21 protein-coding genes are annotated in these 25,127 nt (G+C 34.6%); all 21 read right to left on the reverse strand.

Features of this window, described 5'->3' with window-relative positions; genetic code table 11:
* Positions 1–63 precede the first annotated feature (63 nt).
* Entirely contained in the window at positions 64–1,620 is a 1,557-nt protein-coding gene (locus ACOOWA_RS12650; RefSeq protein WP_421375674.1) for a hypothetical protein, read from the reverse strand.
* 156 nt (positions 1,621–1,776) lie between these two features.
* Positions 1,777–6,921 carry an Eco57I restriction-modification methylase domain-containing protein gene (locus ACOOWA_RS12655; protein WP_421375675.1) on the reverse strand — a complete coding sequence of 1,715 codons (5,145 nt, stop codon included), beginning with the start codon at positions 6,919–6,921 and terminating at the stop codon, positions 1,777–1,779.
* The gene (locus ACOOWA_RS12660; RefSeq protein ID WP_421375677.1) at positions 6,921–7,598 is read right to left on the reverse strand and encodes a hypothetical protein; all 678 of its coding nucleotides are present in this window, start codon (positions 7,596–7,598) and stop codon (positions 6,921–6,923) included. The genes ACOOWA_RS12655 and ACOOWA_RS12660 overlap by 1 nt, the downstream gene beginning before the upstream one ends.
* A 76-nt stretch (positions 7,599–7,674) precedes the next feature.
* On the reverse strand, positions 7,675–9,285 hold the full coding sequence (locus ACOOWA_RS12665) for a hypothetical protein (protein ID WP_421375679.1): 1,611 nt from the start codon (positions 9,283–9,285) through the stop codon (positions 7,675–7,677).
* A 23-nt stretch (positions 9,286–9,308) separates the two neighbouring features.
* Complete coding sequence (locus ACOOWA_RS12670; protein WP_421376370.1) at positions 9,309–10,010, reverse strand: hypothetical protein; 702 nt, start codon at positions 10,008–10,010, stop codon at positions 9,309–9,311.
* Positions 10,011–10,038: 28 nt separating this feature from the next.
* The gene (locus ACOOWA_RS12675) at positions 10,039–10,890 is read right to left on the reverse strand and encodes a M23 family metallopeptidase (protein WP_421375681.1); all 852 of its coding nucleotides are present in this window, start codon (positions 10,888–10,890) and stop codon (positions 10,039–10,041) included.
* Between the two features lie 4 nt (positions 10,891–10,894).
* Positions 10,895–12,883, reverse strand: a complete 1,989-nt coding sequence (locus ACOOWA_RS12680) for a type IV secretion system DNA-binding domain-containing protein (protein ID WP_421375683.1) — start codon at positions 12,881–12,883, stop codon at positions 10,895–10,897.
* Between the two features lie 54 nt (positions 12,884–12,937).
* Positions 12,938–13,804: a conjugative transposon protein TraN gene (gene traN / locus ACOOWA_RS12685; RefSeq protein ID WP_421375685.1), complete on the reverse strand. Its 867-nt coding sequence runs from the start codon at positions 13,802–13,804 to the stop codon at positions 12,938–12,940.
* 5 nt (positions 13,805–13,809) lie between these two features.
* Positions 13,810–15,018 (reverse strand): conjugative transposon protein TraM, encoded by a 1,209-nt coding sequence (gene traM, locus ACOOWA_RS12690; protein WP_421375686.1) that lies wholly within the window; start codon positions 15,016–15,018, stop codon positions 13,810–13,812.
* Entirely contained in the window at positions 15,008–15,361 is a 354-nt protein-coding gene (locus ACOOWA_RS12695) for a hypothetical protein (protein ID WP_421375688.1), read from the reverse strand. Before ACOOWA_RS12695 ends, traM begins: the two co-directional genes overlap by 11 nt.
* 1 nt (position 15,362) lies before the next feature.
* Positions 15,363–15,977, reverse strand: coding sequence for a conjugative transposon protein TraK (gene traK, locus ACOOWA_RS12700; RefSeq protein WP_421375690.1), 615 nt, complete (start codon positions 15,975–15,977; stop codon positions 15,363–15,365).
* 20 nt (positions 15,978–15,997) lie between these two features.
* Positions 15,998–17,245, reverse strand: a complete 1,248-nt coding sequence (locus ACOOWA_RS12705; protein ID WP_421375691.1) for a hypothetical protein — start codon at positions 17,243–17,245, stop codon at positions 15,998–16,000.
* Positions 17,246–17,247: 2 nt separating this feature from the next.
* Complete coding sequence (locus ACOOWA_RS12710) at positions 17,248–18,075, reverse strand: hypothetical protein (protein ID WP_421375693.1); 828 nt, start codon at positions 18,073–18,075, stop codon at positions 17,248–17,250.
* Positions 18,076–18,079: 4 nt separating this feature from the next.
* Positions 18,080–18,745 carry a hypothetical protein gene (locus ACOOWA_RS12715; protein ID WP_421375694.1) on the reverse strand — a complete coding sequence of 222 codons (666 nt, stop codon included), beginning with the start codon at positions 18,743–18,745 and terminating at the stop codon, positions 18,080–18,082.
* 1 nt (position 18,746) lies between these two features.
* Positions 18,747–19,430: a hypothetical protein gene (locus tag ACOOWA_RS12720; protein WP_421375695.1), complete on the reverse strand. Its 684-nt coding sequence runs from the start codon at positions 19,428–19,430 to the stop codon at positions 18,747–18,749.
* Positions 19,431–19,440: 10 nt separating this feature from the next.
* Positions 19,441–20,094 carry a hypothetical protein gene (locus ACOOWA_RS12725; RefSeq protein WP_421375696.1) on the reverse strand — a complete coding sequence of 218 codons (654 nt, stop codon included), beginning with the start codon at positions 20,092–20,094 and terminating at the stop codon, positions 19,441–19,443.
* Positions 20,081–23,149: a DnaJ domain-containing protein gene (locus ACOOWA_RS12730; protein ID WP_421375697.1), complete on the reverse strand. Its 3,069-nt coding sequence runs from the start codon at positions 23,147–23,149 to the stop codon at positions 20,081–20,083. The genes ACOOWA_RS12725 and ACOOWA_RS12730 overlap by 14 nt, the downstream gene beginning before the upstream one ends.
* A 10-nt stretch (positions 23,150–23,159) precedes the next feature.
* Positions 23,160–23,480, reverse strand: coding sequence for a DUF4133 domain-containing protein (locus ACOOWA_RS12735; RefSeq protein WP_421375698.1), 321 nt, complete (start codon positions 23,478–23,480; stop codon positions 23,160–23,162).
* Position 23,481: 1 nt separating this feature from the next.
* Positions 23,482–23,802, reverse strand: a complete 321-nt coding sequence (locus ACOOWA_RS12740) for a DUF4134 domain-containing protein (protein WP_421375699.1) — start codon at positions 23,800–23,802, stop codon at positions 23,482–23,484.
* Between the two features lie 119 nt (positions 23,803–23,921).
* The gene (locus tag ACOOWA_RS12745) at positions 23,922–24,425 is read right to left on the reverse strand and encodes a hypothetical protein (RefSeq protein WP_421375701.1); all 504 of its coding nucleotides are present in this window, start codon (positions 24,423–24,425) and stop codon (positions 23,922–23,924) included.
* 23 nt (positions 24,426–24,448) lie between these two features.
* Positions 24,449–25,099 carry a ParA family protein gene (locus tag ACOOWA_RS12750; RefSeq protein ID WP_421375702.1) on the reverse strand — a complete coding sequence of 217 codons (651 nt, stop codon included), beginning with the start codon at positions 25,097–25,099 and terminating at the stop codon, positions 24,449–24,451.
* Positions 25,100–25,127: the final 28 nt, after the last annotated feature.

Genomic DNA, 25,127 nt, shown 5'->3' on the forward strand with positions numbered 1-25,127 from the left:
TTAAAAATGATTTATTAATATAATCCTAACCATTGTAATTTGCGAGATTATATATCTAAATAACTATTTAGTTTTTACGTATTTCGTTGGTCTAGTAAAATCATCTGCTACTTTTAGAATTTCCTCAATCTCCTTGGGAAGACGATCAATATCCATTTTATATGACATAGTTTTTGCAAACAAAACCTTGTCGAATTTTGCTTTCTTCTTCACAAATAAAAATCTTTGCACGTTAGAAAGAAAATCCTTAGCCCCGTCAAAATCTTCTACTGTAATATCTTCACCTTCAGGATACATTTCGTTTAGAATTTCTACTGACATTTGAATATCAAATAAATCCTCGTATGTGCCTATATTGATAAATACTAATCTATATTTATTTTGATGATTCCTAATAATTCGCTCTATATCACTCCTTTCCTTCTTAGCATCCGAATCAATCAGACAAATAATTTTACGATTAGGATAATTTGCTTTCATGCTTAAAAAGTCTGCCGCCAACTTTTCCTTAGACTTTGAGTTGTATACTTGGATATTTTTTTGTGACAAAATAAATCTTTTTCTAAATGCTAAAATTGGTATTGAAGCTTCTTCGCTTTCTCCCTCTACCAATATTATACAGTCAGGATTATCCACCTTATTGATATTAGGTAAGAACATATAGAATTTTTCACTAAGATTTTGTTTATAGTTTTCAATAAAATCCTGCAGATATATCAATCCAATTTCCTTGCATAAAGCCTGATTCCCTAACAAGTATTTATATTCCAAAAGCTCCTGCGGCAGTATTATTTCCTGATACTCTCCACAGCATGGACAGAGTATTTCATCTTTAAATTTATCTACGTTACTATCAACAGTAAGACGAATTTCATCAAACTCTTTCTTGTGAGTAGCTAATAGGGGATGATTTTCAAAGGTTGTAAGCCCATACTTTTTAAATGTCGCATGATCTAAATGAAAGTAAGAATAATGCAAATATTCAGGCGTTCCAAACATAGGGATTTTTTCAGGCTCTATTCCGGAAAAGGCTATAGAAAGCCTTTCCGTTTGTTTCTTTATATTTTGATTATAGCGATGTTGAAAAAGAGCAAGTTCTTCTAAGGGTGGAAAGTTCATTAGTCGAAAAAGCAAAACCAAATGATCCTTGTTTCCTCTGGGCATCAAGTCGCTTGGTATTTTATCTCCAATACCGTTTGGAAGATTAATCGCGGGAAGACCTATTTTATCAGCTAAATCCTTAAAATCAGACTCAATTTGATCATCACTATAATTAATAATTTTTTTTAATAGCTCTACTTCAATACTGTCAAAATTCTCTTTTGTAAGTTCGCATAGCATCAATGTGTAGGGAGTAACCTCAAGATCCCACTTGAAATCATATTTAAAATGGGGTAGGTATTTTTCGTAAAGAGTTTCTAAAATACCTCGCCAAATACCTTTGAAAATGAAAAACTTATCTGAAATCAGCATTTTTTCATCAGCATTAGGCATACTGGCAACATGTAGCCGAATCAAGTTGTTTAAGATTGAGTCTGTCTCATAATAGATAATTCTATTGAATGTTCCATGAATAATATGCGGGTATGTATTTACTACAATTTCTTTAAAATCGCTCATTCAATCTTTTTTTATGGTTATTTTAATAGTTTGTATTTAAATATACAAAACTTATTTGAATTAAGTTAAAGCTTATAAACCTTATGCCCTCTCAAGATAATTACTTTTATAACTCTTAGAAATATGACATTACTGTGTTAATGGTAATTTGAATGTTTACCTTTTCATTCCTAAGTTAGACGAAAAATTATATTCATTTTTTGCTTCTTGTTTCAAAGATTGCATTCGTCCGTCAATAGTTTCTGATATAACTTGGGCTGGAAAAAGAGTTTTATTATCAACGGCTCTATCCTTTATAGTATCCAGCGATTGATTATTTTTTAACCTTTCATCCTTTTCTTTTTTATATTGAACAATCAAATCCTGTTTAATCTCAGGAAGTTCTTCTAATTTTTTGTCTAATTCATCAATTTTCTCATCTGTTATTTTTGTCTGAAATTCTATTTCTCTAACATTTACACCTTTCTCTTCTAAGCTTAGAATAGTTCTCTGAACTTCAGCTTTAGCCAAATCAATTGTTTTTTGATAAGAAGGAAGTTGATTTTTCCAATATCCAGCATTTTCAGTTTTATCCTTAGAGTATCCTAAGATTCTGTTATAGGAATGATGTGCTTTAGTAACCATCTCCTGCATCTTTAAAAAAGTCTCATATTTCCGCAAAACAAATGCATTATCAGCAAGATGCTTATTTTTTTCACTTTCAATCTTTCTTTTTAGTAGTTCAATCTCAATATTTGCTCTGGTTTCGGGATCCGTTATAATAGATGTTTTTAGTTCCTGCGTACTGATATCAGAAATATCCAAAACATTCGCTCCCTTTTTCATTGCTTCCAAATATCTTGCTTGTTTTGATTGCAGCTTCTGAAGCATAAACACGTCGATGCTATCATTGGTAAGCATAAAATTGACCCTTACATTTTCGTGCTTGTTTCCTTGTCTCCAGACACGACCTTCGACCTGTCGTAGAGTGGTAAAATTATAAGGAAGTGAGAGCATATATAAATCAGTGGTATTTTGCTGAAGATTCATCCCCTCCTGAATCGCCTCGCTGCCGAGAATAATTTTGACTTTTCCGGAATTAAAACCATCCTGAATTTTCATTCTGTTGGGTTTACTCGTTGCTCCAGTAATGACACCAATTTCTTCAGGTTTATAACCAACTTCCGTGATGAGATAATCTTTAATTTTCGGAAATTCTGAGACTGCCAATTCTGAAAAAATGATCTGACCCGAATCAGGCATATCTCTTTTATTCTGCTGTATCAGATTCATTGTCTCTATCAACTTAGGGGAATTTTCAATAAATTCTTTTACTGAGGGAAGTTCTCCGTCATAGTATGGAGACAGATAAGGAGAAATAGCGATAAGCCTTGCATTTAGAATATGAGTAAGAATTGCTCCCTTTTGAGAATCGTCGAAATTCTCTGTGAGTAAATCATATTGTTCCTGAGTTAAGTCATTCTGCTCAATTTTATATTCTTTATTAATCTTGGTTGGACGGATTAATTCAGGATTATCTTCTTCTCCTTTAATATCAATAAACTCAGATAGGAGCTGTTGAAACAAAGAATTATTTTTAAACCTGCGGACATTAGCTTTAAACTTCACGTCTCCTTTAGCATCGATTTCCATATCATTATCAGCCTCCATAAACGTTTCAAAGAATGTATTGACATTGAAGTATCCTGATTCCTCAAGACGCTTATTTGCGATCAAGGACAATATCGAATAATACTCAAGAGGTTTATTGGTAAAAGGTGTTGCTGAAAGAAGAGTAACATTTCTGCCATCATATTTATCCTGAATATATTGAGATGCCATCCAGGTATTAATTCCTAATCTGGAAGTCTGTTGATTTTGACTTCTAAAATCAGAAGCAAATCTTCGGTCCTCAATTCTTACCTTTCCAACGATGTGATTAGCATTATGAACTTCATCAAAAGTCAAATGATCAAAACCAAAATCCTCCCAATCATAGATTTTGCCACGCTTCATTTTTCCCTGGAGCTCTTTTTCTTTCTCTAATTCTTTCTGAAAATCTCTTTCGCTGATGGAATTAACACTACGCAATTCACTTTCAGAGATGTAAGAGAACTTGGAAGCCAAATCTTGAGTAATATATTCGGAGAAACCGATATTATTAAAACCTTCATAAGTAACAATTGTGATTTCTCCATCTCTATTATCAAATCGAGAAAGATCATAATCCCTTCCTAGATTTCCCAAGACATTTACTTTCGCATTCGGAATTGTTTCAAATATGGTTTCAACCCACTGTTTTAAAATACTGTCATTTGGTACTACAATCAATGGTCTTTTAGAATTTCCACGCTCCATCGCCTCGTGCATAGAAAATATCCCGGAAAGTGTTTTGCCAAAACCCACTTCGTGCGCCAGTAGACCAACTCCTTTTGTCGTAAGCCTTCCTATTCCTGCTTTCTGTACTTCTGTCAGTCTGAGTTCTTTCCCTTTAAAATTGAGATGAATTTTGGAAAATAGAGGAAATTTGGAATAGTCCGGAACGTGGATATTATTATAATTTCTGTTGAATTCTTTTATAAAACGCTCTCTTAAATCGTCTGATAATTCTTCACGAATAAACTTTTCAAAAAGGTCATTTGCAGCAGCCTTTCTTCTTTCACGTACTAATGCATTTCTTTCCTTATCACTACCCGTAACCGTTTCATTATCTACATAACTTCGAACTTCCCAAGCTGAAGAACCGGCAAAAGCTTCACTGGATAAACTGCCTAAAAAATCTTTGAACTTTTCAGCCAGATTGTAATCAACAATTACTGTTTCAATCTGTTTTGTAGAATGATTGTATTTTTCTTTCTCAACTTGCCCCAAGGCAAACTGCTGTACAAATTCGTGATTAGGGCTGATCGAAATCTCATCCAAAGACTTGGGAGTTGGCAGAACACTTAAGAGTATTTTCTTTTGCTTCTCATATTGGTTTTCAGTTCCACCGACGGCATATTTATCTGCAAAGTCTTTTTCTAGCTTTTCCAGTTTGGAATAGATATTTCCTTCTGCATAGTAAAAATCGTGTACCCATTTCCCCTCAATAAAATTGGCAAATTTGTGGTGCTCTCTTCTATTATTCAAAGCTCCATCGTAATCTGTATCACGAAAAGCAGCAATCTGCTCTGCTGAAATATCTAAGCTGTTTTGTAATGAAGTATTTACAACTTCGTCTGACTTTGAAAAAAGATATTTTAAAACACCTTTTTTTATCTCAGGTTTTGTTTGAATTCTGTACTCGGAATCAAGTTTCTTCTGGGATTGGATGAGCTTGTCAGATTTATCACAAATCTCCTTTAGCGTTTCTGCAGAAAATGATTTAACATCTTTATCGATTTGCTCTTTTAACTCGTTGTATTTCTCAATTTCTTTTACAACAGCAGGAGACTTAAATTTGATTTCTTGAAATGTTGAAAGAACATCATCTATTTTTTCTTTAGCTTCGGAAAGGTACTTTTCAGCTGGAGTTTGAACTGAAATGTCTTTTCTGATGGAAATTTCCTCTTTTACTTCCACTTGCGTATTCTCGAAGAATAAATCTTCAAACAAATTACCAATGCGCTCGTTTTGCTTTTTAGTTCTGAGTTGTTCTATTCTGTCTAAAGCTTGATCCAGATTACCGTGGACATAGTTTTCCATTCGTCCAAAACGATTGCTTTTCTCACGAATTTCCCCCAGAATATTTTCAGGATTACTTTCGAAATAATTAGAAATATCCTTTATAATTTTTTGTGAAGTTTTTTTCAAAATGATGATGTCAGTTCCAATCTGCGTTCCTGCAAAAGAACCGATAGGCAAACGATAGGCATTGAAAATTTCTGCATTTTCAAGTTTCTTGTGTCGGTTCAGCCAACCTGAGGGAAGCACCATTGCTAAAACTCCATTCGGCTTTAAAGAGTCTAAAGAGCGCTTGACAAAATAATCTTCGTATTTGCTTATTTTGGGTTCCTCTCCTAGCCCTTTGTATAAACCTCGATGTTCTCCATAAGGTGGGTTTCCAATTACCAAATTATATTTTTCAGCATATTCTCCAACATCTTTCTTATAACCTCTTTCATCAATAAATTCAGTTTCAAAAGAACGGAGATTCACATCAGCTTCAGGATGAAGTATTTTAGAAATTTTAGCCGTTGTTTCATTAATCTCAAAAGCAGAAATATTGATTTTTAAACCAAGATCTTTTACAGCATACAGAAAATTTCCAGTTCCAACACTGGGTTCTAGAACAGCAATCTCTTTTTGATTTTTAAAATAGTCTTTGATTAGATTCCGGATGATATCAACAATCTTAGAATCTGTGTAGTATTCATCTAAAATTCCTCGACCTTCTTTTGCAGTACCTCCACTTTTGTACTGATTACTGATGTTTCTTAATTCATCGGAAACATCAATATTTGGATGAATAATCACCTTATTATCATTAGAAACAAAACAAGCTGCAGAAACCACTTCCGCAACTTGCTCGTTGGTCAGTTTATGACCTTTATACTTTGAAATGAGAAAATCTAATTTCTCAATATCTTTAGAATTGTCTAATTCTCTTCCGACTCCGGTGGATACTGTTCTCCCGGGTACGATTCCGCCCAAGTGGTTTTGCTTGCCTTCATTTTGTTCAGCATTCTGCGGTTGTGTTCCGTCAACAGATCTTCCTCCTCTGTTTCCTGAATTGCTCCACTCTGTGACTTTAGATCCATTTCCAGCATTTTCGCTGCCAATAGTTTGTCCTCCTGGGTAATCTCCGTTTTGCTCGGATTGGCTGTTTTGAAAAGTTCTATCAGAATCTCGTCCAGAAATTTCGGATCCCAAGTGCTGAGCGTTGGATATTCTATCTGATCTAACAATAAGGTTTGCATTTTCTGAGTTTTTCGGTTCAACTAAATTAATATTTTTATTCTGATGATTCAATTTGTTTTTGAGATATTCATTCAAGTCTTTATGTCCTTCATTTGAAATTTCATACATCTTGCGGATATCCTTAATATTCTTTTCTTTAAATTCCATCTGAATTTTAAGGGTTGCTGCATCTCCAAGCCTATCTCCTTCTAAACACAGAAATATTTTACCTTGAAAATTTTTATATTGATTCAGAAATTCTATTGTCCTGCTTGCAGAGTTCAGTGTAATAAGACTTCTGCTGTTGACTTGTTTATTTAATTTTAAAAGTTCCAAAAATGAAAGTCGGTCAATTTCTTTTTCAAAAACAACCAACTCATTCTTAGTTCCATTGACAATAGAAATTCCATCTGTAATCATTGAAGACTCTATTTCATCCATCATTAATTTTTTCTGTTGTTAACGAAATGATTAAACTCAAAAATTTCTTTGGCTTCATCATCCCAGTTTTTTCTTGGTAATAACTGAAGTGTTACGAAAATGTCTGTCTTTTTATTATAAGAATCAATTCGCTCAAGTCTGCCGTCATAATCTTTTTCAGCGTGTCTGTAAAATGAATAAGGTAAAATGGTATCTGTTGGATAAATATAGAATCTGGTATAATTCCACGGAGAATTAATCTCAAAACGTTTATATTTTTTACTAAATAAGATTGTATCGGACAGATTTTTTCGGTTTCTGTAATTGGGAATCCAATCTTTTGAAAAGACAGCACCTTCTTTCTTTTCCCAAACCGATTGAGAACTTTGCCTTTTGGAAATATCATTGAATATGATATTGCTTCCCAATGACCCAATTGGGTAACATATTGAATCTTCGATAAAATACACCTGCTTATTGATTTCTGAATAGTTATGATCAGGCACTAATTCTATGAACTGATTATGCGAATAATTAATCTTGGATAAATGAAAGCTCTGGATCTGATCCAAACCTTTTGAAGCATCGAAATAAACATTCGATATTAGATCAATGCCTCCTTGCTCTGATTTGATATTCTTCCGACACGAGTTTAATGCGAAAAGAATTATAAAAAATGAAAGTAATAATTGAATTTTCATATCAATTGGATTTATAAAAGCGGCAAATCTTTAGATGACTTACCGCTTCCTGTAGTATTATAGGTAAGAAAGATGTTTAACGCTTAATGCTCTGTTCCCGAACATTGGCTTTATCGTGACTATTATCCTGTTCCAAGCCTTCTAAAGGTTTATTGGTATTAATTCGGTTCATCTCGTTGTCGTACAGTTTAAGATTTCTATTCTGCGGATCCAGAACAGCTTTTGCTTCTATGACCTGATCGTTTTCTTTAAATTTCACTTTTACAACATTGCCTTTTTCCAAAGACTTTATGCTGTTTTCTTTCCAGTCCGGATTATCAAATACCAGATTAGATTTTTCAACAATCTTGGTTGTATCAACCCCGTAATTTTTGTAGAAATTTTGGAAATAATAATTGTCTTTATCCGTCTTTGGCTCATTAAAATTAAATTGAACGAACGCAGGTTCTGTTTGATTGCTCTTAGGATTGACAAACTCAATTTTCACACTTCGTCCTTCCAAAAGGTTGACAGCTTCTTTTGCAGTAAAAGAGTTTTCCCGACTTACAGGAAAATTATGTGATATTTCCTCTTTTTGATCATTGGTTAATTTGGCATTATAGGAATTAAGAAAAACACCTCCCTGATCACTTTTACTAAACTTCAAAGTAAAATCGACCTTGTTTTCGGGTAATGCTTTGTCGGAAGAAGTTTTGATTTCAAATTGCTGTGCTTTACCTTTCATCCCTTTTTCTAAATTTTTGTGAAGTTTTTCGTCTTCTCCAAAACCAAGATATTTCATTTGGTCTTTCAGGTATTTTACCTGATCAAATTCTTTTTGTGTCTCCATAATTTTTGGATTTTGATTGTTAATAATTATTTGATTTGTATTTTGTTGATTTTTATCAAATTGCTTTAATTCCTTTAATTTTGCACGGCTATCAGTATCGGTGATGACATTATATTTTTCTTTATACGAATCGAGAGAATTTGGATTCTCTTCTCCATAAGTATCATATATCAAATCGTCTACTTTTCTAAGGAGCACTGGAGACTTTACTAAAGTCTCATATTTGAAACCTCCCATATTAGAATTTAATTCTTTCTTCAGAGCATTTAAATAACTTTGCTCGGATGAATATTCCATTACTTCTGCAACCTCTCCATCGTAATCGTAGAAAGATATTTTCCCAACTTTTACACTAATCTCTTTTTCATAATACTCATATTTGCGGTAATGATCGGCTTGCCGTTCATCAATTTCAGAAGCCGTCATTCCTAAACTTAAGTCAGTTCTTACCTCTAATTCTTTTGCCCAGGAATCCGAAAGATATTTTTGTTTTGTAGCTTCATTATCGATAGTTAAGTCCGTAAATGCCGCGTTATCTTGTATTATCAAAATTCTACCTTCGGTTTTCTGCTTATTGATAAAGCGTACTACTTCAGCTGAACATTTATAATTAGTTTTGATGGAAGTTTCAGTGTCAACATTAAAGATTGCATTTACAGTGTACGCAGAACCTTGAACTATTTTATTTGCTGTGGATTTATGAATCTGCATAAACTTTTTCTCACGCTCAGAAAACATCCTTTCTCCATCTCTGTAAAATATTTCAGGAGAAGTATCTTCTATTTCTTTTGCAAAATCTTTATAAGCTTTGGTTTTGGGAGTAATCACTCTGTCAAACCAGGATAATTCATTCTCCATAATTTATAATTGAATTTTAAATACTACCTTCTAAATCCCTTTGTCTTTTCACGTTCTTCAGATTGTTCTTCTTGCTGCTCTTCGCGATGTCTGTTAGCATCTTCATACCTATCCTGATCATTCACATTCAGTTGAATATCTGAATTACCAGCTTTCGAAATTTGTTTTTGATCAGCTGAGATACTGTTCACAGAATCAATCTCTTTGGATACGACATTCATATCATTAGAAATTTCCTTGGCTATTTCAGGATACTTATCTGCTTTAACTTGTAGAAAACTTTTTAGTTTTAACAATTCGTTTTTATATCTATTGAGTTCTTCCGGATCTTTTTTATCAGCAATAATTGCAGTAAGCTCTCTGGCATTTTTGATGAAATCAAACTCCACAACTTTTCCTGTTTCATTATCGAATATGAAAGCTTTCTTTTCAATATTTGGGTAATCACTCGAAAGTTCTTTAATATTGGTATATTGAACTTTGTCTTTACTGTTTTCAATAATTTTATTGAGGCTTTTGTCCCGCTCGAGGAAAATGACCTTCAATTTGGTATTATCTTCCGTGAGCTGAAACGTAGCTCTGTTTTTATCATTGTCAGCGACAATGGTATATCCTTGTAGGAACTTTTCAATGTCATATGGACTTAACTTTTTTGAAAAAGTGAAGTCATCATTAATGATTCCAAAATTTTTTAGTTCATCAGTAGGTAAATTGTGATTTTGCATAATGGTAAGTATTTTATTGTTGGGCGTATTAATATTTTCCTGTTTCATAATGGACAGCAATTAGATTATTGGCATTGATAAGGTCATTTAGAAACCTTATTGGATTGATATATTTTCCGTTTTCCTGAACTGAAAAATGTAGATGAGGACCTGTGGAATTTCCGCTATTGCCACTTCTTGCGATAATAAATCCAGCTTTTACAAATTCTCCGGATTTGTAGTATATTTCCGAAAGGTGTAAATAGGAGGTTACAAATGAATCAGAGTGCCTGACTTTTATATATTTTCCGCCACCTCCTGAATTACCGGATTCTATTACAATTCCATCTAAAACTGTATAAACATTTTCATAATTGGCTTTAAGGTCCGCGCCATTGTGCATTTTTCCATTTCTGAAAATAGGATGCGTCCGCCATCCAAAAGGAGAAGTAACAACGATGCTCTTGTCCAAAGGCATACTTATTTTTGATACAAAATCCTCTTCTTTTATGAAACTGAATTTTTTAATCGGTTTTTCTATATTCTTAATCTTTTCGAAGAATTGTTTTTTATCTGCCAGTAATAGAGAGTCATTATTAGTTTTTGGAATTAATATTTCACGCTCTTTTTTTGACAAGCTGTATTCTAGCATCATCGTTTTCAAAGAATCAATTTGCTTTCTTAAATCCGATTTAGTTGATGAATTAAAAAATTTATTAAAGAAATTTTTATTGTCTTTCACCTTTTCTATAGCTGGCTTTTCTTTCTGAAATGTTTTTATTTCTGCAATAGATTCATTGGGTTTCATTTCTTTTCTGGTCAGTGTATTGAATTGTCCAAAAACCAACAATTGACAAAACAATATCATCCCAGCTATCAAATATTTTTCTGTTGATTTCATAATTTTATTCTTTGATATTTTCCTTTACAATGAGTTCCACTTCTTTATTGATCTTTCTGAAATTGGTCATCAGAACTTCCTCTTTACGATTGATATCTTTTTTATCCACGAATGAATAGTAATTGGGCATTAGTACATAATTTTTTTCTTCCTCCTTAATGGCTTTCATATCCAGATTGATTTTTCCTCGTATGGCGGAAGTCTTATATTCTTCAGTAGTATTTTCTTCGCCCTGTGCTATCATTCCAACCATCTCTCCTGTTTTCAAGGCCGCAATTTTTCCAGCAGGAATCATAAAATCCATTTTTTCATTGATACTGGTAGTTGTTCCTTGTTGAGAGGTAGATTGTGAATAGGATTTCTGTTTAATTTTTCCGAACAATTTTTCAAGCCACTCCAATGTATTCTTATCTCTTGCGGAACCGGAAAGAATATTTCCGACAATTGCAGAAATAGTGTCGGCAACTTCCTTCTTGTAAAACTGTCGAAGCTGGGGAATTTCCTGAAGCCCTAATACAACAGCAACCTTATTACTTCGAGCAGTTGCCACTATATTGTCAATCTTGTGAATGTAGATCGTCGGAAATTCATCAGCGATTATTCCCCCAGGTAAATTATGTTTAGAATTGATTAACCGTAAAGTCCTGTTAAGTATTGAAGAGTACAAAGCTGAATTAATATCCTGTGTTGCAGGATCTGAAGCCAAAATCATAATTGATGGATTTTGCTTATCTGTTATCTTTAATTCCACTTCATCTCCTGAAAACACCCAAAAACTCTCCTTAGTTGCCAGACGCGAAAGAAAAATTTTCAAAGTTCCAACCTGTCCTTCCAACTGGTCAAAAGCTTTATTGTCATAAGCCGTTTTGAATGGAGAAAGCAAAGAAAAAATCTCTTCGTTCGTAAAAAGAGTATCGAAAATCTCTTTGTAGCTACGGTTCATAAAAGATAGAATATGAGGTAAGTCCGAATATTTTCCATTCTCGAACGTAGCAAAGAAGTAGATACAAGAAGACAAAAAATTGATAGCCGATTGTGTGAAAAAAGCTTCTGAACCACCTCCGGAACTTGCTCCACCTTTTTGTAATGATGAAACCATTGATTCTGCCATTTCCTGCGCTTCCGCTAAAGTTTGGATATACTTTTTATGAAATGGATTTACTCTTCTAGACTTTTCAACTTCGTTCAGATTGATGACGTGAAAATCATAATCATATTCAGATTCTTTACTTTTCTTAAGCAGATAATGATAGTATGCGATTTGAGCTAAGTCCGGAAATTTAAAATCGTAAATGCAAAGACAGAAACCTTTAGCAATCATTTGGCGTATTGAAGGATTTATAACACCGAATGACTTTCCGCTTCCCGGTACTCCGATTACAATAGTACCTCGAAAAGGGTCTATGTTGATATAGCCATTGTGTATTTTGTTATTATATCGAAATGTGTAAGGAATATTTATTGACGTTTCTGTATTTACAAGCTCTTTATTTTGATCAAAAGATTCTTCTTCCACATTCCAACGGTCTTTTCCCATTTTCTGCTGCATTAGTTTTGAGATGCTGTCTGCTCCCATCTGAAGAATAACTGCTCCTAAAAAAGAAAGAACTGCGTAGATTGCCTGATAAAGATTAAGCCCTGGAAAAACTTTTGGTAATTTGCTACTTCCAGCTTCATTTTGCCAATTCAATGAAAAAAAAATCATTGCTAAACCAAACACCATTGGAACAATGATTTCAGTGGCAATATTTAAGTCTTTCTTTTTCTTTGCCTTTGTTCCGACGGCAACAAGTCCTATAAGAATTACCGTTGCAATCTTCGCATTTATCGGTGGATAAATGAAACTCATTTTTGAAAAATTCTTCAATAAGTTGGATACTACAGGAACGTCAGCATTCAGATAGAACAACGAAGCACAATCCAATGCGACCACCGCATACACTACTTTCTGTAGAAAGCCGTAAATCTTTATTTGATGTTGTTGCTCTTGCATTTTCTTATAAAAATTTAATATTTAGAGAATGAGAAAAAGGAAGCGGAGCTTCAGCTAGAAAGTATCAGCTTTAAGTATATCAGAATAATTCACTTTCATTTCAATGGTTCTTCCTGAGAGTTGTTCCTCAATCAATCGTATCATCATCACCTTGGAATTTGGATAAGTAAATTTTTTGAAGACATAGATATTTCTGAAATTCTTCTTGAAATGCTTTTGAGGATTCAGCTGAAAAAGTGGTGTCATCTCAATGCTTTGATTATTGGTGGCTTTATGGATCTTTTTGTCTTCGATTGAAAACTTAAACGCTTCTATATCATAGCTCAGATTGGATTTATTTTTAAATGTCATATCAAGAAAAATATAATCACTAATGACATAGACATTATTAAGCTGGAAGCTCAGATTAAAATCTTTCTCCTGTCTGATCGGATTGTTTTCAGATTTTTTCTGAATAATGTCCATCGCTAATTTTCTGAGCTCCAGATTGGAAAAGATCATTTTATCAAATTCAATAGGTTGCATCGCTTCAGGTTGGATATGAATATTGGTAACGGTGTTCAAACTTTCTGAATTCCTGTAAACAGCTTTGTATTGAGCAATAAAAGATTGGCCCACTACAGTAATAATTCCAATTTTATCTCCTCTAAAAAATGAAATTGGTTTCGCTTTTTCTTCCTTCACTTCAGACTTTTCTTCATCGGTAATCTTAATCCTTGCAATGTTGGTTGTAGGTAAATCCCCAGTCAATTTTTCAGTAGACAGATCGACATATTGAATAGGCTCCGGAGAAATAATATGCAGATTGATTCCTTCTGTAATTTCGATTTCCGGCAACTCTGAAATTATCTGTTCTTTGGCAGCAGTTTGTGCTTTCACAGTTACTGCAAATAATAACAGTGTATATAAAAATGATTTCATTTTGTTTAAGGTTTTGATTGGGTTTGAGATTCTTTGAATTGTTTTTCGTCAATCAGAAATACATAGGAATTGTACTTCAATTTGGCTTTGTTGGTTTTGATCAGATTGGCGATTGATTTGGAGGTGGATGTAAATAATTTGGAACCGATGGTTGTAAAAAAACCTTCCCCTCCCATATCCATCTGAGTTCCCTGAACAGAGTTGCTACCCATTTCACGAATCATATCCCTGAATACGCTTTGAGGAACATATAAACCTTTCATCCCATCAACATCATAAATAGAAAGGTTAATAGGTAAAATCTCTCCTTTAGCAAATACTGAAATAATTTTAAGGTCAACTCTTTGCATTGTAAATCCCGAGATCTGACCATATAGAATAGAACCTTTGCTAATTTTTTTATTGCCAACAAATATGTCTTCAAGTAATCTGAATCGAATCCGGCTTCCTAAAAACCCCTTGTTGTCTTCATCGATAACTGCCTTGATAAAACTGTTTTCTTTTTCTTGATAAACTGCATTAAAATCAGTGTTAATCCCAGATTTGCTGACGTTAAATGTTGAATTCAGAAACTCTTCCATTTTCTCTTTGTTGGCTTTAAGCTTATTTTCTGCTGACAGTTTATTTTGATAATCGGGATCTCTTGCCTTTTCCAAAGAATCCATCACCAGCATCTGCTGCTTCAGATATTTTAGAGGATCTTGTTGAACATTTTGTGCCTTTTCTTTTGGTGTTTCAGCATAATTATTTTCCGGTTTTCCATAGGATTTGTCATTCAGCATTTTTATAATCTCGGATGACCTTTTATAATCCTGATCATCTTTCTCTTGCTTAGGATTGTAATAAGATGACAGATTACCATTAGTCTGATAATGATTTTGTCTTGAGTTGACAGCCTTCAGAGAATCAATCCTTCTTTTCTGAGCCAAGGATAACTGATCCTCATAACTTAACAGGCTATCCTGTTCCTTATCCAATCCGCCAAGCATCGTCCTGTTGTCATCCTTTTTAAAGAAAGCATCATACGCATCATTTTTGGTCATTATAGAATCCTGCGATTCACCCAATGAAAGAGAAAGTTCTTTTGGTTTTTCCTTCGGTCTTTCATCTTTCATAAATTGTGCACCTACATAGGCAAAAAGAAAAACAAATGGTAATGCAAGAAGTGGCAGAACATATTTTTTCTCTTTAAAGTTGATTTTTTTAATGTCCATTTTTAAATTTTTGGTATTGGTTAAACAGATATTCTATTCGTAAACTGTCTTCCTTCAGTAATTTCCCACGATCTCGTTTTGCTTTCAACAATTGCAACTCGCCGACTATCTTTTCCATCTCTTTATTATTTTTTGTCATATTATTTTGAGCTACCGAACTTTTTGAATAAAGAATGGGAGGTTTTATTTTGAATGTCCTATCAGACGGAAAAAAGATGCCTTGTAATATGGATATGATAAAAGAAACTGATAAAAAAATCATTGAATACATAAAAAATTTCTTCGGATTCTCTATTGACCAGCCTACCCATTTTTGTCCTCTATTTTTAATAAAAGTTTTCATTTTAGTAAGAATTTTTAGTTTGAGTGGAAAGTTCTTCGTTATTGATAATTCGCCAGTTTTTTAGCAACACACCGTGAGGATTATTAGGACTCCGGATGATATCCTCAAAAAATCCTTCGGTAAATAATTTCCGTGTAATGACAGATGATTTTCTGGTAATCATCTGCTTTCCAAAAAACTGGAACTTTTTGTTTTCCATATTCAGAGAAATCGAATCCGTGTGAATACTGACCATTGAGCTGGAAGCAACAATCTGATTGTAGAAACCTTTTTCTCTTAGATTGGTATATTCTTTCTTGCCGCTGTCATCAATGAGATACAAAGATTTTTGAATATTCTCCTTGATGTAGGAATCGTCGGGAGCCAGTGTAAAAAACAATCGATGGAATAATTCGATCTGGGCTTTATACTCAACAGGTCTGTTCAAAAGAACATCGGTTTGTTTAGCAAGAACCGGAACGCCGTTATCCAAAATATAGATCGATTTTCTCGAATCCTGAATCATCCTGTAAGCGAAGAAAAACCCTGCTACAACAATTAAAACAGCAAATGCAATCGCTCCCAATGAAACTATCTTATTGATCTTTATTCTTTGTTCTAAGTTTTTAATAAGCATTTTTAATACGTTTAATGAGATTATTTACCATTTTTCATAGCATCTTTAACTCTTCCAGATGCAGAACCTGCGGCTGCCGATTTTGCAGTTGCCGCAGCTGCCGAAGTACCTCCTGTTTTCACAGCCAATGCTGCTGTTTTGGCACTGCTCGCCATTTTACCTGCTGCACTTTTCATTTTCGTCATTGCGCCTGCTCCACCTGCTGTTACTATCGTATCTGCAATAGTCGGCGTCATCAAAACTCCAATGCCTGTGACGATGTAAGCAACACACGTAAAAAGTTGGTTGTAGATCATTCCTGAATTGCTCACATAGACCATCAAAGCATCCAAATTGGTAATGGTTCCGTTAGTTAGAAGCGTATCATATCGCTCTATTTCCATTGTATAACCGGATGCGATCAACTGCTGTCCAATATTGATTATGGTGTATGCAACAAAAGTGTAGAGATTGATATTGATGAATTTGGAAACCCAGCTGTACAAAGAGTTTTCAAATCCCGGAATCAGCGCCATTCCGACAGCGATTGGTCCAAGGATGATTAGTATATAAGCCCAGATCTTTTGAATAAAAAAGATGAGATAAACACAAACTCGAAGAATGGAAAGACATACAAATTCAATGATTTCTGCTACCAGTTTCTGCATTTGGAATTCCATTCTGATCTGCCATTCCTTGATTGGTTGTAATAATTTGTCTATACCATCACTGATATCAAACCAGGAATCATCCGCGTCTTTCGAGGTATTATCAATAACATCTTGTTTCGCATCTTCTTCCGCGTTAAGCTTAATAACTGCATCCAATAATTGTTGCTGTTTTTTAAACCTTTCTATTCTTAAATCATTAACCTCGGATTCGATGTCACTAAAAATGGCTATTCCGGGTTCTGCAATGGCTTCAAAAGGTGCCTTAAGTAAATTGACAAATCCTGTCCAGTAAATCAGCGTGAATCCTATAAGAATAGGTTTCAACATCGGGACAATTTCCCATTCGCGGTCTCCAGCCGCCATCTGCCAACCCATATATCCAAGGTACATCAAAGCACCTAAGCCACCAATAGCTCTACCTACCAATGCTGAACCCTCTGCACTGTCCTGAACACTGTTGTCCAGTTTTGTGAACACTTCCATAAACCATTTTTCAAAAGCTCCATCGCCTTTCAAGAACTGAAGCAGATTACTGTAATCACTGTCGGTTTGGGCAAAACCAAAAACCGGCAGTAACAATGCTATACAGCAGAAAATAAATGTGATTGATTTATTCATATCTAATATTTGTGTTTATACTTCTGCATCACATCCTGAACAATTTGTTTATCCGAAACAGAGTTCGATTGTGAAGGTATTGCTGTAGGTAGGTGATTATTTAAAATGTTTTTATAGTCTAGAAGAAGTGTCGTTTTATCATTGTGCTTTTTTAATTCCTGAACAAACTTCCTCCACTTGATCAGTGTTTCGTGATACATTATAAAGCGCTTTCCCCTTGGTATATCCATCGATCGGGACATCGAATATTTATCTTTGATAAGATCCAATTCTTCCTGCAGTCTTTTTAATGTACCGGTGGTAGAAAGTGCTTCGTAAGTTTGCTGGTCTTTCAATCTCCATTCAGTAAAATTTTGTGGTGTATCGGGAAATTCTGTGATTGGTTTCAGCATCCGTTTGTAGTACAGCAACCAAAGAGGATCGGCATCAACAGTTGCCGAAGTCCAATGAGCGAGATCCTGAACACTTCTTTTATAGATTGTATCAGAAGCTGCTTTGATTTTTTTGGCTTCTTCTTCCTGAAACTTTAACTGAGCCAATCTTAAATTCTGTTCTCCGGTTGGTTTTAATGGTCTGATATCATCTCCATCTTTGTAATCCCTGTTGATTTTAGGAGCCCAAATTCCCCATACCGTAGCGTACGCAAAATTGGTTTGGATACCCAGAAAATATTTTGGATAAGGTCGCCAATCTCCCCAGCTTTCGAATGTCATTCGCTTGTGCTGCGCAACAATAGCAGGATCGTTCAGTCTTTTTACACTTTGTCCAAATAGGTTTGTGACAGTAAATAACAACAACAAAAGTTTTCCTTTTTTTAATAGATTTTCCATAGGTTTAGTTGAATAGGTGTTTGTATTTTTGAATGATGTCTCCGACAATTGCTTTATCGATATTGAGATAGTTTCGGAGTACAGGAACCTGATACAGGTAAGGAATCTTCTTGGCATTTTCTAATCTCAAAATAATGTAGAGAATGTTCCCATTAATATTTCTTACCTTGGTAAAGACTTTTTCAATAAGCATTTCCCTATCCATTGCATCCATCAGAAAATCTTTATTTTCATTGAGGATATCCTGAGTAACTTCCTGCTGAAGTTTTAAAGTTTGTTTACCTATTTCTGCATAATATTTGGAAACCAAGACTGTATATTCCGGATGTTGAGCAGACAAGTCAAGCATCTTATTGGAATTGGTCACAATCTTACCCAGATACTGGTACAGGTAAATCAATTTCTTACTTTGAGTAAGCGCTGAATTGACATTTTTAAGCTGCTGGTAGATGTATTCCTGAATGGCAATAATTTGAGTCGTTTTATTATTGATATCATCATAAAGTTCTTTCTGTTTTTTATAAGAATCTAAAAAAACCTGCTCACTTGCTAAACGAACACCGTGGTTGACCGTAATTTGCGATAAGAGCTTATCATTGATGACAATCTGCTGGCTTTTAGTAACAATACCAAAAAATGTTACTATTCCAAAAGTTAATATTTTCTTCATCTTAAAAATTTTTGATGTTTGTCATAATACTTTCCACCACTTGCTTATCTCTGTTGACATAGTATTGGAATGCTCTTTTATTTCGTAAGACTTTGGCTTTGATATCCCTGATTTTTAAAAGCATAAAAGTGGAATTTCTGCTTAGTGTTTTAACTTCGCTTAATGCATAATCCAACAAAACCTTACGTTCCGACTTTTCCATTTGGTTAATCGCTCCGTATGACAGGATAATTCCGGTTATTAATCTTGTGACCATCTGCAAATCATCTACAAATTGCACCTGAGCTGGTAAAACAACTATGATAGAATAAGGTGCTGTATTAATTTCATTGATAATTGCGGTCTGATTATCTGTTATTTTTGTTACTTCCCTACTCATTGCAATTCCAGTAGGTATTGACTGAATCGCAAATGATACAATTCGAAGCCTGTCCTGCACTTTCGTTATTTTCTCCTTGAAATCTTTCCATTGCGATTGATTGGCTGTTTCCACAGTAGCATTCAGCGTCTGCTTTTGTCTCATTTCTTTTTGCCTATCGTGCTCTTTCATTGTAGCATTGATTTCCAGATCCATCATTGGAAAAGAAACATTTTCCTGCTGCCAGGCAGGTGTTGAACTTCCACCGGAAGAAGTGATTACCATATAGATTGTTGGAATAGTCACTATTTTAAAAAGCTTTTTCATCTTCTAATTTTTAAAAATTCCGCTTATATCTGTTCATTATGTTTTCCACAATACCTTTGTCCGTATTAATGTATCCTGCAAAAGGATTGATGGAATTCCAAAATCCTAATCTGTTTGCCTTTTCTAATCGTAATTTGATTGCCAAAAGCCAAAGCTTTAAAGTTTTTACATTGCTGGAAATATTATGCAGAATCTTGTATCTATCCCCTGCCATAGCCAGATTCAGTTCTCCAGAGGCAAGAATGTCTGTGACATCTGTTACGATCTTCAAACTATGCTCATAAGTTTTTTGTGAAGCGTTAGTTCCGAATATAGCATACTGTGGATGCTGTGAGGCCAACTGTACTATTTCTGAAGAATAAGTATAACATTTGTTCAATTCAGAGTAAATCTGCTGTACCTGAATTCCGTTCTGCAGTGTTCCGGAAACTTCTTTTAAACCTTTCAGTATTTTATTCTGAATGTCATTGGCTGCTACCATTTGTGTTCCCACCCAGGTTTGTGCATCTTTTAATTTTGACGTTTCCTCTATGACATCATTCTGTTTGGCTTTTAGATTTTCAGAATACAATATCATTGCAGCCGTAACAGTAGGATCGATGTAAGTGTTCTGGGCAAAAAGAAAACTCCCGCATCCTAAAAAAAATAAACTAAACTTTTTCATAGTGGTATTTTTTGTCGATTAATTCTGAAAAACTGACTTGCCGGTCTTCCATTTCCTGACTGATGATTTTGAAAACATTTTTTCCTTTGTTTTCACTTTTCATCATTTTGTAAAAAGAATCAACTGTTGAATCCAATGGATTTTGATACAGATTGACTAGCGATACAAGATTTTCAAGATTATCTCCAAAAGATTTTAAATCCGATACAATTTTGATCAGCGCTTCATCGTAGCTTCCGTATTTTTTAACATAATACTCGACTGCGGACTTTTCTGGTTTTTCTGTCGTATAGGTGAGGTATTGTTCTATTGAAACTTCATTCCCATATACTTCGCCTTTAGAGCCTCGTTTCAGATAAAACTCTTTGAATCTGCTTCGACCAAATTTGTTGTTAAGATTGTTGATAGTAAAAATCTTGTTCTGCTCAACTTTATTTAATGATAGTAAAGCTGCAATACGATCAAAATTATCTTTAAACTTGGTCTGATCCAAAAGAATGAAAGTATCAGAATTATTAATGATGCTGTCTTTTACGACAGCATTTCCAATAATATCATCCAGCTCCTGCGTCACGACAACTGCTTCTCCCCAGAATTTCCTTACTGTTTTATATAGATATAAAATGTATCCTCCCATCAACTTACTGGCGATTGCCTTCCACGCTTCTTCGATGATGAGCGCTTTTCTTCGGTCTTTCCTCAATCGCATTTTTTGGATGAACGTATCCATAATGATTAGCGTCACAATAGGGAAAAGCTTCGGATTGTCCTTTACATTATCAATTTCAAATACAATAAATGACTCGTCAAACAAAGTGTTGTCAGCACTTTCGTTGAGCGTGGTTCCGTAACGTCCATTTTTGTAGAAGTCCTTCAGAACGAACAAAAAAGTCCTCAGATTGAATTCTCTTTCTGTAATAGTGTATTTTTTATTGTTCAGATACAGAGGAAGGAATTTATCACAGTAATCGTAGAATCCATTAAATGAAAGCTCTTTTGCCTCGAGCTTTTCTTCGAGTTCCTTAATCTTTTTGATGATGGCTTTCCTGAACGATTCACTCCAATTTTCTTCCGTATTGTGTTCCTTAATAAGCTCATTGGATTTTATGAGAATTAATTGGGTTTCATTGTAAATCCGCCTTCTTTCTTCATCATTAAGCGTTTCGTAGGCCTCATAAACAGTATAAAACTGTTCGCTGTCGTAATCAGGGTTATTGATATTCTTATCCGGATGATAGAATTTTAACAGTTTCCTCCCCGCTTCTTTAATTTCCTCGGAACTTGCATCGAAAGCAATTTCCAAAATGTCATAAAATGTTCTTTGTCCTTTAGATTTATTCTCGTATTCGGTATAAATATCTTCTTCATGAATATTGTATTTATTGAGGTAAAGAATCAATTCCTCGGAACTTTTATCTTCATACCATTGGGTTCCTGAGTTAAAATACTGATGATAGTATGACATCAGGACATTATCTAAAATGGATTTCTGTGCTGACGACATTGAAGCATCGGGACCTTGCCATATCAGGAAGATAAGATTGGTCAAAAATTCAATTTTTTCAATATTGAACTCTTTCTTATCCATTAAAAAAGGATTCATCGTGATTGGCTTTTCCTCAGTGTACTGAATGTATCGCCCTCCCTTATATTTACAGGTTCCCGAATAAGAATCTCCGGTATCAACGATGACCACGTCATAATTGTAGGTAAGATATTGCTCTATGATATTATTCATTAGAAAGCTCTTACCTGAACCGCTTGGACCCAGAACAAACTTGTTACGGTTATTGATCCGTCCAATTTTCATCGGTAAATCAGCAGGGTCGACCTTTAACGGAACACCCTGCCGATCTGTAAATCTTAAATAGAAGTTGGATTCCTCATTCACGGGATAACTCTCTTTAAAAAAAAAACACAAGGCCGCTTCGCTTGTTGTCATAAAAAGATCATATTCTCTGAGTTCAGTGGCGTTCCCTGGAATGGCTGACCGAAAAAGTTCCAGCTGATTGTAGGCATTCTTAGAAATGATGATTCCCTTTGTGAAAAGTTTGTTTTCAATCAGGGACTGTGTCCCCTCCATTTTTTCGAGAGTGTCTGCAGAAAATAGTAAGGAGAAATGAGCATTCACAACCAATTGCCCGTCAACTGCAATATTGTGCAAAAGAGTTTGAATTTCTTCAGCTATGATGGCATTGGACGGAGAATTGTTGGCCGCTCCCTCGTGCTTTTTCTTTTTCTTATCAAGTTCCCTTTGCTGTTGTGCCTGAAGAGGAATAGTGATGACCTGATTGTAGATGATGGTCTCATAATCTTCCAGTTCATTGATGAATGTAAAATTATCCACGGCTGTTTCAGATGCTGCGCCGTTTCCTCCAAGAATAGAATATGGTTCAATTTCAGAAGGCAGGTCAATACTCTCAACATCAACAAATGAAATATTTTTGACAAATCGGTTTCCTATCTGCAGGTATTCACTGGTACTTTTGATGTTATCAAAACTTGGAACCTCTGACAAGTGCATCGATAATACACCTGATATATAAGATTCAAAATCCTTTTCAAATAAAAACTGCGGTTCACAATCATTCTGTTTCAAAAGCATTAGTACCTTCTGACACTTATCCCGAAGCTCTTTGTAACTTTTATCGGAGAAATGATAGTGCTTCATTTTCTTTTTCAGCTTATCATCTATGATATCCGTAAAGAAAAGTACAGTTTCAATGGTTTTGAACAGTCTACCGTCAAAGTGTTCGGAGTATTTTTGCTGAAGGAATTGATTGGAATGTTCTGCAGAATATCTCTTCTTTGAAAAAATATCGAGCTTTTGAACAACCCTACCTTCTCCAATAATGGATACAACTTGATTTAAAACCGTATGGAAATTCAGGTAATTATCGGGGTCAGCAGAATATTGTTCTACAGCATTTTTAATACGAATACCAATAATGGGATTTCCATATTGTCCAAACAAAACATCAAAATCCCATCCGAAATCTCTCCCGTAGTCAAACCCGATAAATGGGATGTCAAATGCGTGTTTCTTGATTTTCATTCTGATTTATTTAATTGTTGATTTCAAACTCATTTGGTTTGTTTTGCTTTAAAAGTTTAGCGTTGATAATTCTTTTAGGGAAAATTAAAATCTGATTGAAGTTTTTAGTCTTGGCATAAAGACCGTGCTTGTCCTGTCTTTTAAAAATGAGATATACACCTCCTGCTGTTAATGCAAGTCCGAGTAGCGAACCAAGTAATCCGAATTTTGATAATATCAGTGAAGCAACCACTCCAATACCTATAACTCCAACAGAATAGATGATATACTTGCCTTTGAGTCCGAAGAATACAAGGGGTTTCTTAAGCCCCTTGTAGAGATAGAAACCCATATTAAGCAAAGAATGCTGTTACGAATTCCGGAACTACCAATAAGAAGATCATCGCTCCTCCATAGCCTAGGATTTCTTTGTTGACATCCTGATCACCGTTCGTCCATTTGTTATAGACTCTTAGACCGCCTATAAAACCGACCAATCCTCCGACGGCCTTTAGAATTAGCTTGATTGGATCCCAATAATCCTTGATGTCATTGGCTGCATTGGAAATTGCCGTTGCACCGCCCTGAGCAAACATTGGAGTTACTGCGAGAAGTAACAATGTGGCAGTAAATAATTTTGTAATAACTTGATTACGTTTACTTCTGTAAGTCATAATGATTAAATATTTATGGTTAGAATTATGTTTATTTTGCTCAGAACAAGGCATAAGGGGTGTGCTACCCGCCATTTATTGGCGGATCAAAGTGTAATTGAAAAGAGTAAATTAATGTCTTAGATCAGCGACTGATAAACCTTGTAGCCGTCAAGGTCTGCAAGAACCTGTACACTGGTTTCGGCAAGGTTTAGGAACTGATAGAATTGCTTATGGTATGAGTTGTTTTTTGAGTCGAGATTTTGAGTTTTTTCAACTTGTTCAACAGTGGGAATTTCTTCTACTTCTTTAGATTTTGAAATTTCATCAAAACTGTCAATTTCCTCTTCAGATTCAAACTTGTTTCGCCAGTAGTCCAGATCTCTTCCTTCATCTTGTTCTTCATCTCTTACAGGAGAAAGTTCTTTTTTGTTGAATGAATTAGGAGTATTTATATTTTCGACATCATCGATGCTTATTTCTTTTACTTCAGTTGTACTATTTTCAGCAAATTCAGAGAGAGAATATTCTTCGGTTTCATCTTCTTTTTTGGAAATATCCTTTTTAAGAAAAAGATCATATATGAAATTCCCTGCGTAGTATAGCAGATAAACAGAGATAATGCTGATAATTATTTTGGTCATTTGAGATGGTATTAATGATTTTGTTATAAAGTAATTTCAAGACATTTATTAATGTATTCTGTCAGTTCCAAGAAGGAATTTTTCACAGCATATTTCTGTTCATAGGTCAGTTTCCTTGTATCTATAGTCTGCAGGCAATTTCTTTTAAAGACCGGACTTTTTAATACAAGACCATATTTACTGATCTCTGAATCCATACCCTCCTGATTCTGATATTTATAGCCTTTATCATACTTTGACCGGATAAATACCCGCTCCGCCTGACTTTCCAAAAGACCTAAAAAGTTGATAAAAACCAAGGTCGATTTTGCAGAAACATTAGAGTATTCAAAAGGAATAACTATAAAATCGCTGTAAATCAGCAGATCGCTATATTTTGCATCCAATGTTCCTGCAAGGTCAAACACATTTACTTCTTCGCTTTCTTTCATTTCAATCAAATGCTCAAAATCCGAAAAAGGCTGTTTGTTCTCCTCATCAATAATTTCCACGTCATATAGCTTTGGAATATCGAGCAACTCATCTTCTTTCCATTTGTGGTAAAATGACTTCTGAAAATCAAAATCGAATACATTGACCTTCCTTTCGAAAGACATTGCAACGTAGTTGGCAAAAGCAATAGCTAATGTTGTTTTACCTGTTCCTCCTTTCTGTGTTCCAAAAGTGATTATCATATGATTGGTTAATATTTATCGGTCTAAT

The sequence above is a fragment of the Chryseobacterium sp. GP-SGM7 genome, from assembly GCF_049166575.1.
Taxonomy (GTDB): domain Bacteria; phylum Bacteroidota; class Bacteroidia; order Flavobacteriales; family Weeksellaceae; genus Chryseobacterium.

Excerpts from the sequence above, each read along its gene's own strand:
- ACOOWA_RS12650 (WP_421375674.1), bottom strand. The coding sequence starts at position 1,620 with ATGAGCGATTTTAAAGAAATTGTAGTAAATACATACCCGCATATTATT.
- ACOOWA_RS12655 (WP_421375675.1), bottom strand. The coding sequence starts at position 6,921 with ATGATGGATGAAATAGAGTCTTCAATGATTACAGATGGAATTTCTATT.
- ACOOWA_RS12660 (WP_421375677.1), bottom strand. The coding sequence starts at position 7,598 with ATGAAAATTCAATTATTACTTTCATTTTTTATAATTCTTTTCGCATTA.
- ACOOWA_RS12665 (WP_421375679.1), bottom strand. The coding sequence starts at position 9,285 with ATGGAGAATGAATTATCCTGGTTTGACAGAGTGATTACTCCCAAAACC.
- ACOOWA_RS12670 (WP_421376370.1), bottom strand. The coding sequence starts at position 10,010 with ATGCAAAATCACAATTTACCTACTGATGAACTAAAAAATTTTGGAATC.
- ACOOWA_RS12675 (WP_421375681.1), bottom strand. The coding sequence starts at position 10,890 with ATGAAATCAACAGAAAAATATTTGATAGCTGGGATGATATTGTTTTGT.
- ACOOWA_RS12680 (WP_421375683.1), bottom strand. The coding sequence starts at position 12,883 with ATGCAAGAGCAACAACATCAAATAAAGATTTACGGCTTTCTACAGAAA.
- traN (WP_421375685.1), bottom strand. The coding sequence starts at position 13,804 with ATGAAATCATTTTTATATACACTGTTATTATTTGCAGTAACTGTGAAA.
- traM (WP_421375686.1), bottom strand. The coding sequence starts at position 15,018 with ATGGACATTAAAAAAATCAACTTTAAAGAGAAAAAATATGTTCTGCCA.
- ACOOWA_RS12695 (WP_421375688.1), bottom strand. The coding sequence starts at position 15,361 with ATGAAAACTTTTATTAAAAATAGAGGACAAAAATGGGTAGGCTGGTCA.
- traK (WP_421375690.1), bottom strand. The coding sequence starts at position 15,977 with ATGCTTATTAAAAACTTAGAACAAAGAATAAAGATCAATAAGATAGTT.
- ACOOWA_RS12705 (WP_421375691.1), bottom strand. The coding sequence starts at position 17,245 with ATGAATAAATCAATCACATTTATTTTCTGCTGTATAGCATTGTTACTG.
- ACOOWA_RS12710 (WP_421375693.1), bottom strand. The coding sequence starts at position 18,075 with ATGGAAAATCTATTAAAAAAAGGAAAACTTTTGTTGTTGTTATTTACT.
- ACOOWA_RS12715 (WP_421375694.1), bottom strand. The coding sequence starts at position 18,745 with ATGAAGAAAATATTAACTTTTGGAATAGTAACATTTTTTGGTATTGTT.
- ACOOWA_RS12720 (WP_421375695.1), bottom strand. The coding sequence starts at position 19,430 with ATGAAAAAGCTTTTTAAAATAGTGACTATTCCAACAATCTATATGGTA.
- ACOOWA_RS12725 (WP_421375696.1), bottom strand. The coding sequence starts at position 20,094 with ATGAAAAAGTTTAGTTTATTTTTTTTAGGATGCGGGAGTTTTCTTTTT.
- ACOOWA_RS12730 (WP_421375697.1), bottom strand. The coding sequence starts at position 23,149 with ATGAAAATCAAGAAACACGCATTTGACATCCCATTTATCGGGTTTGAC.
- ACOOWA_RS12735 (WP_421375698.1), bottom strand. The coding sequence starts at position 23,480 with ATGGGTTTCTATCTCTACAAGGGGCTTAAGAAACCCCTTGTATTCTTC.
- ACOOWA_RS12740 (WP_421375699.1), bottom strand. The coding sequence starts at position 23,802 with ATGACTTACAGAAGTAAACGTAATCAAGTTATTACAAAATTATTTACT.
- ACOOWA_RS12745 (WP_421375701.1), bottom strand. The coding sequence starts at position 24,425 with ATGACCAAAATAATTATCAGCATTATCTCTGTTTATCTGCTATACTAC.
- ACOOWA_RS12750 (WP_421375702.1), bottom strand. The coding sequence starts at position 25,099 with ATGATAATCACTTTTGGAACACAGAAAGGAGGAACAGGTAAAACAACA.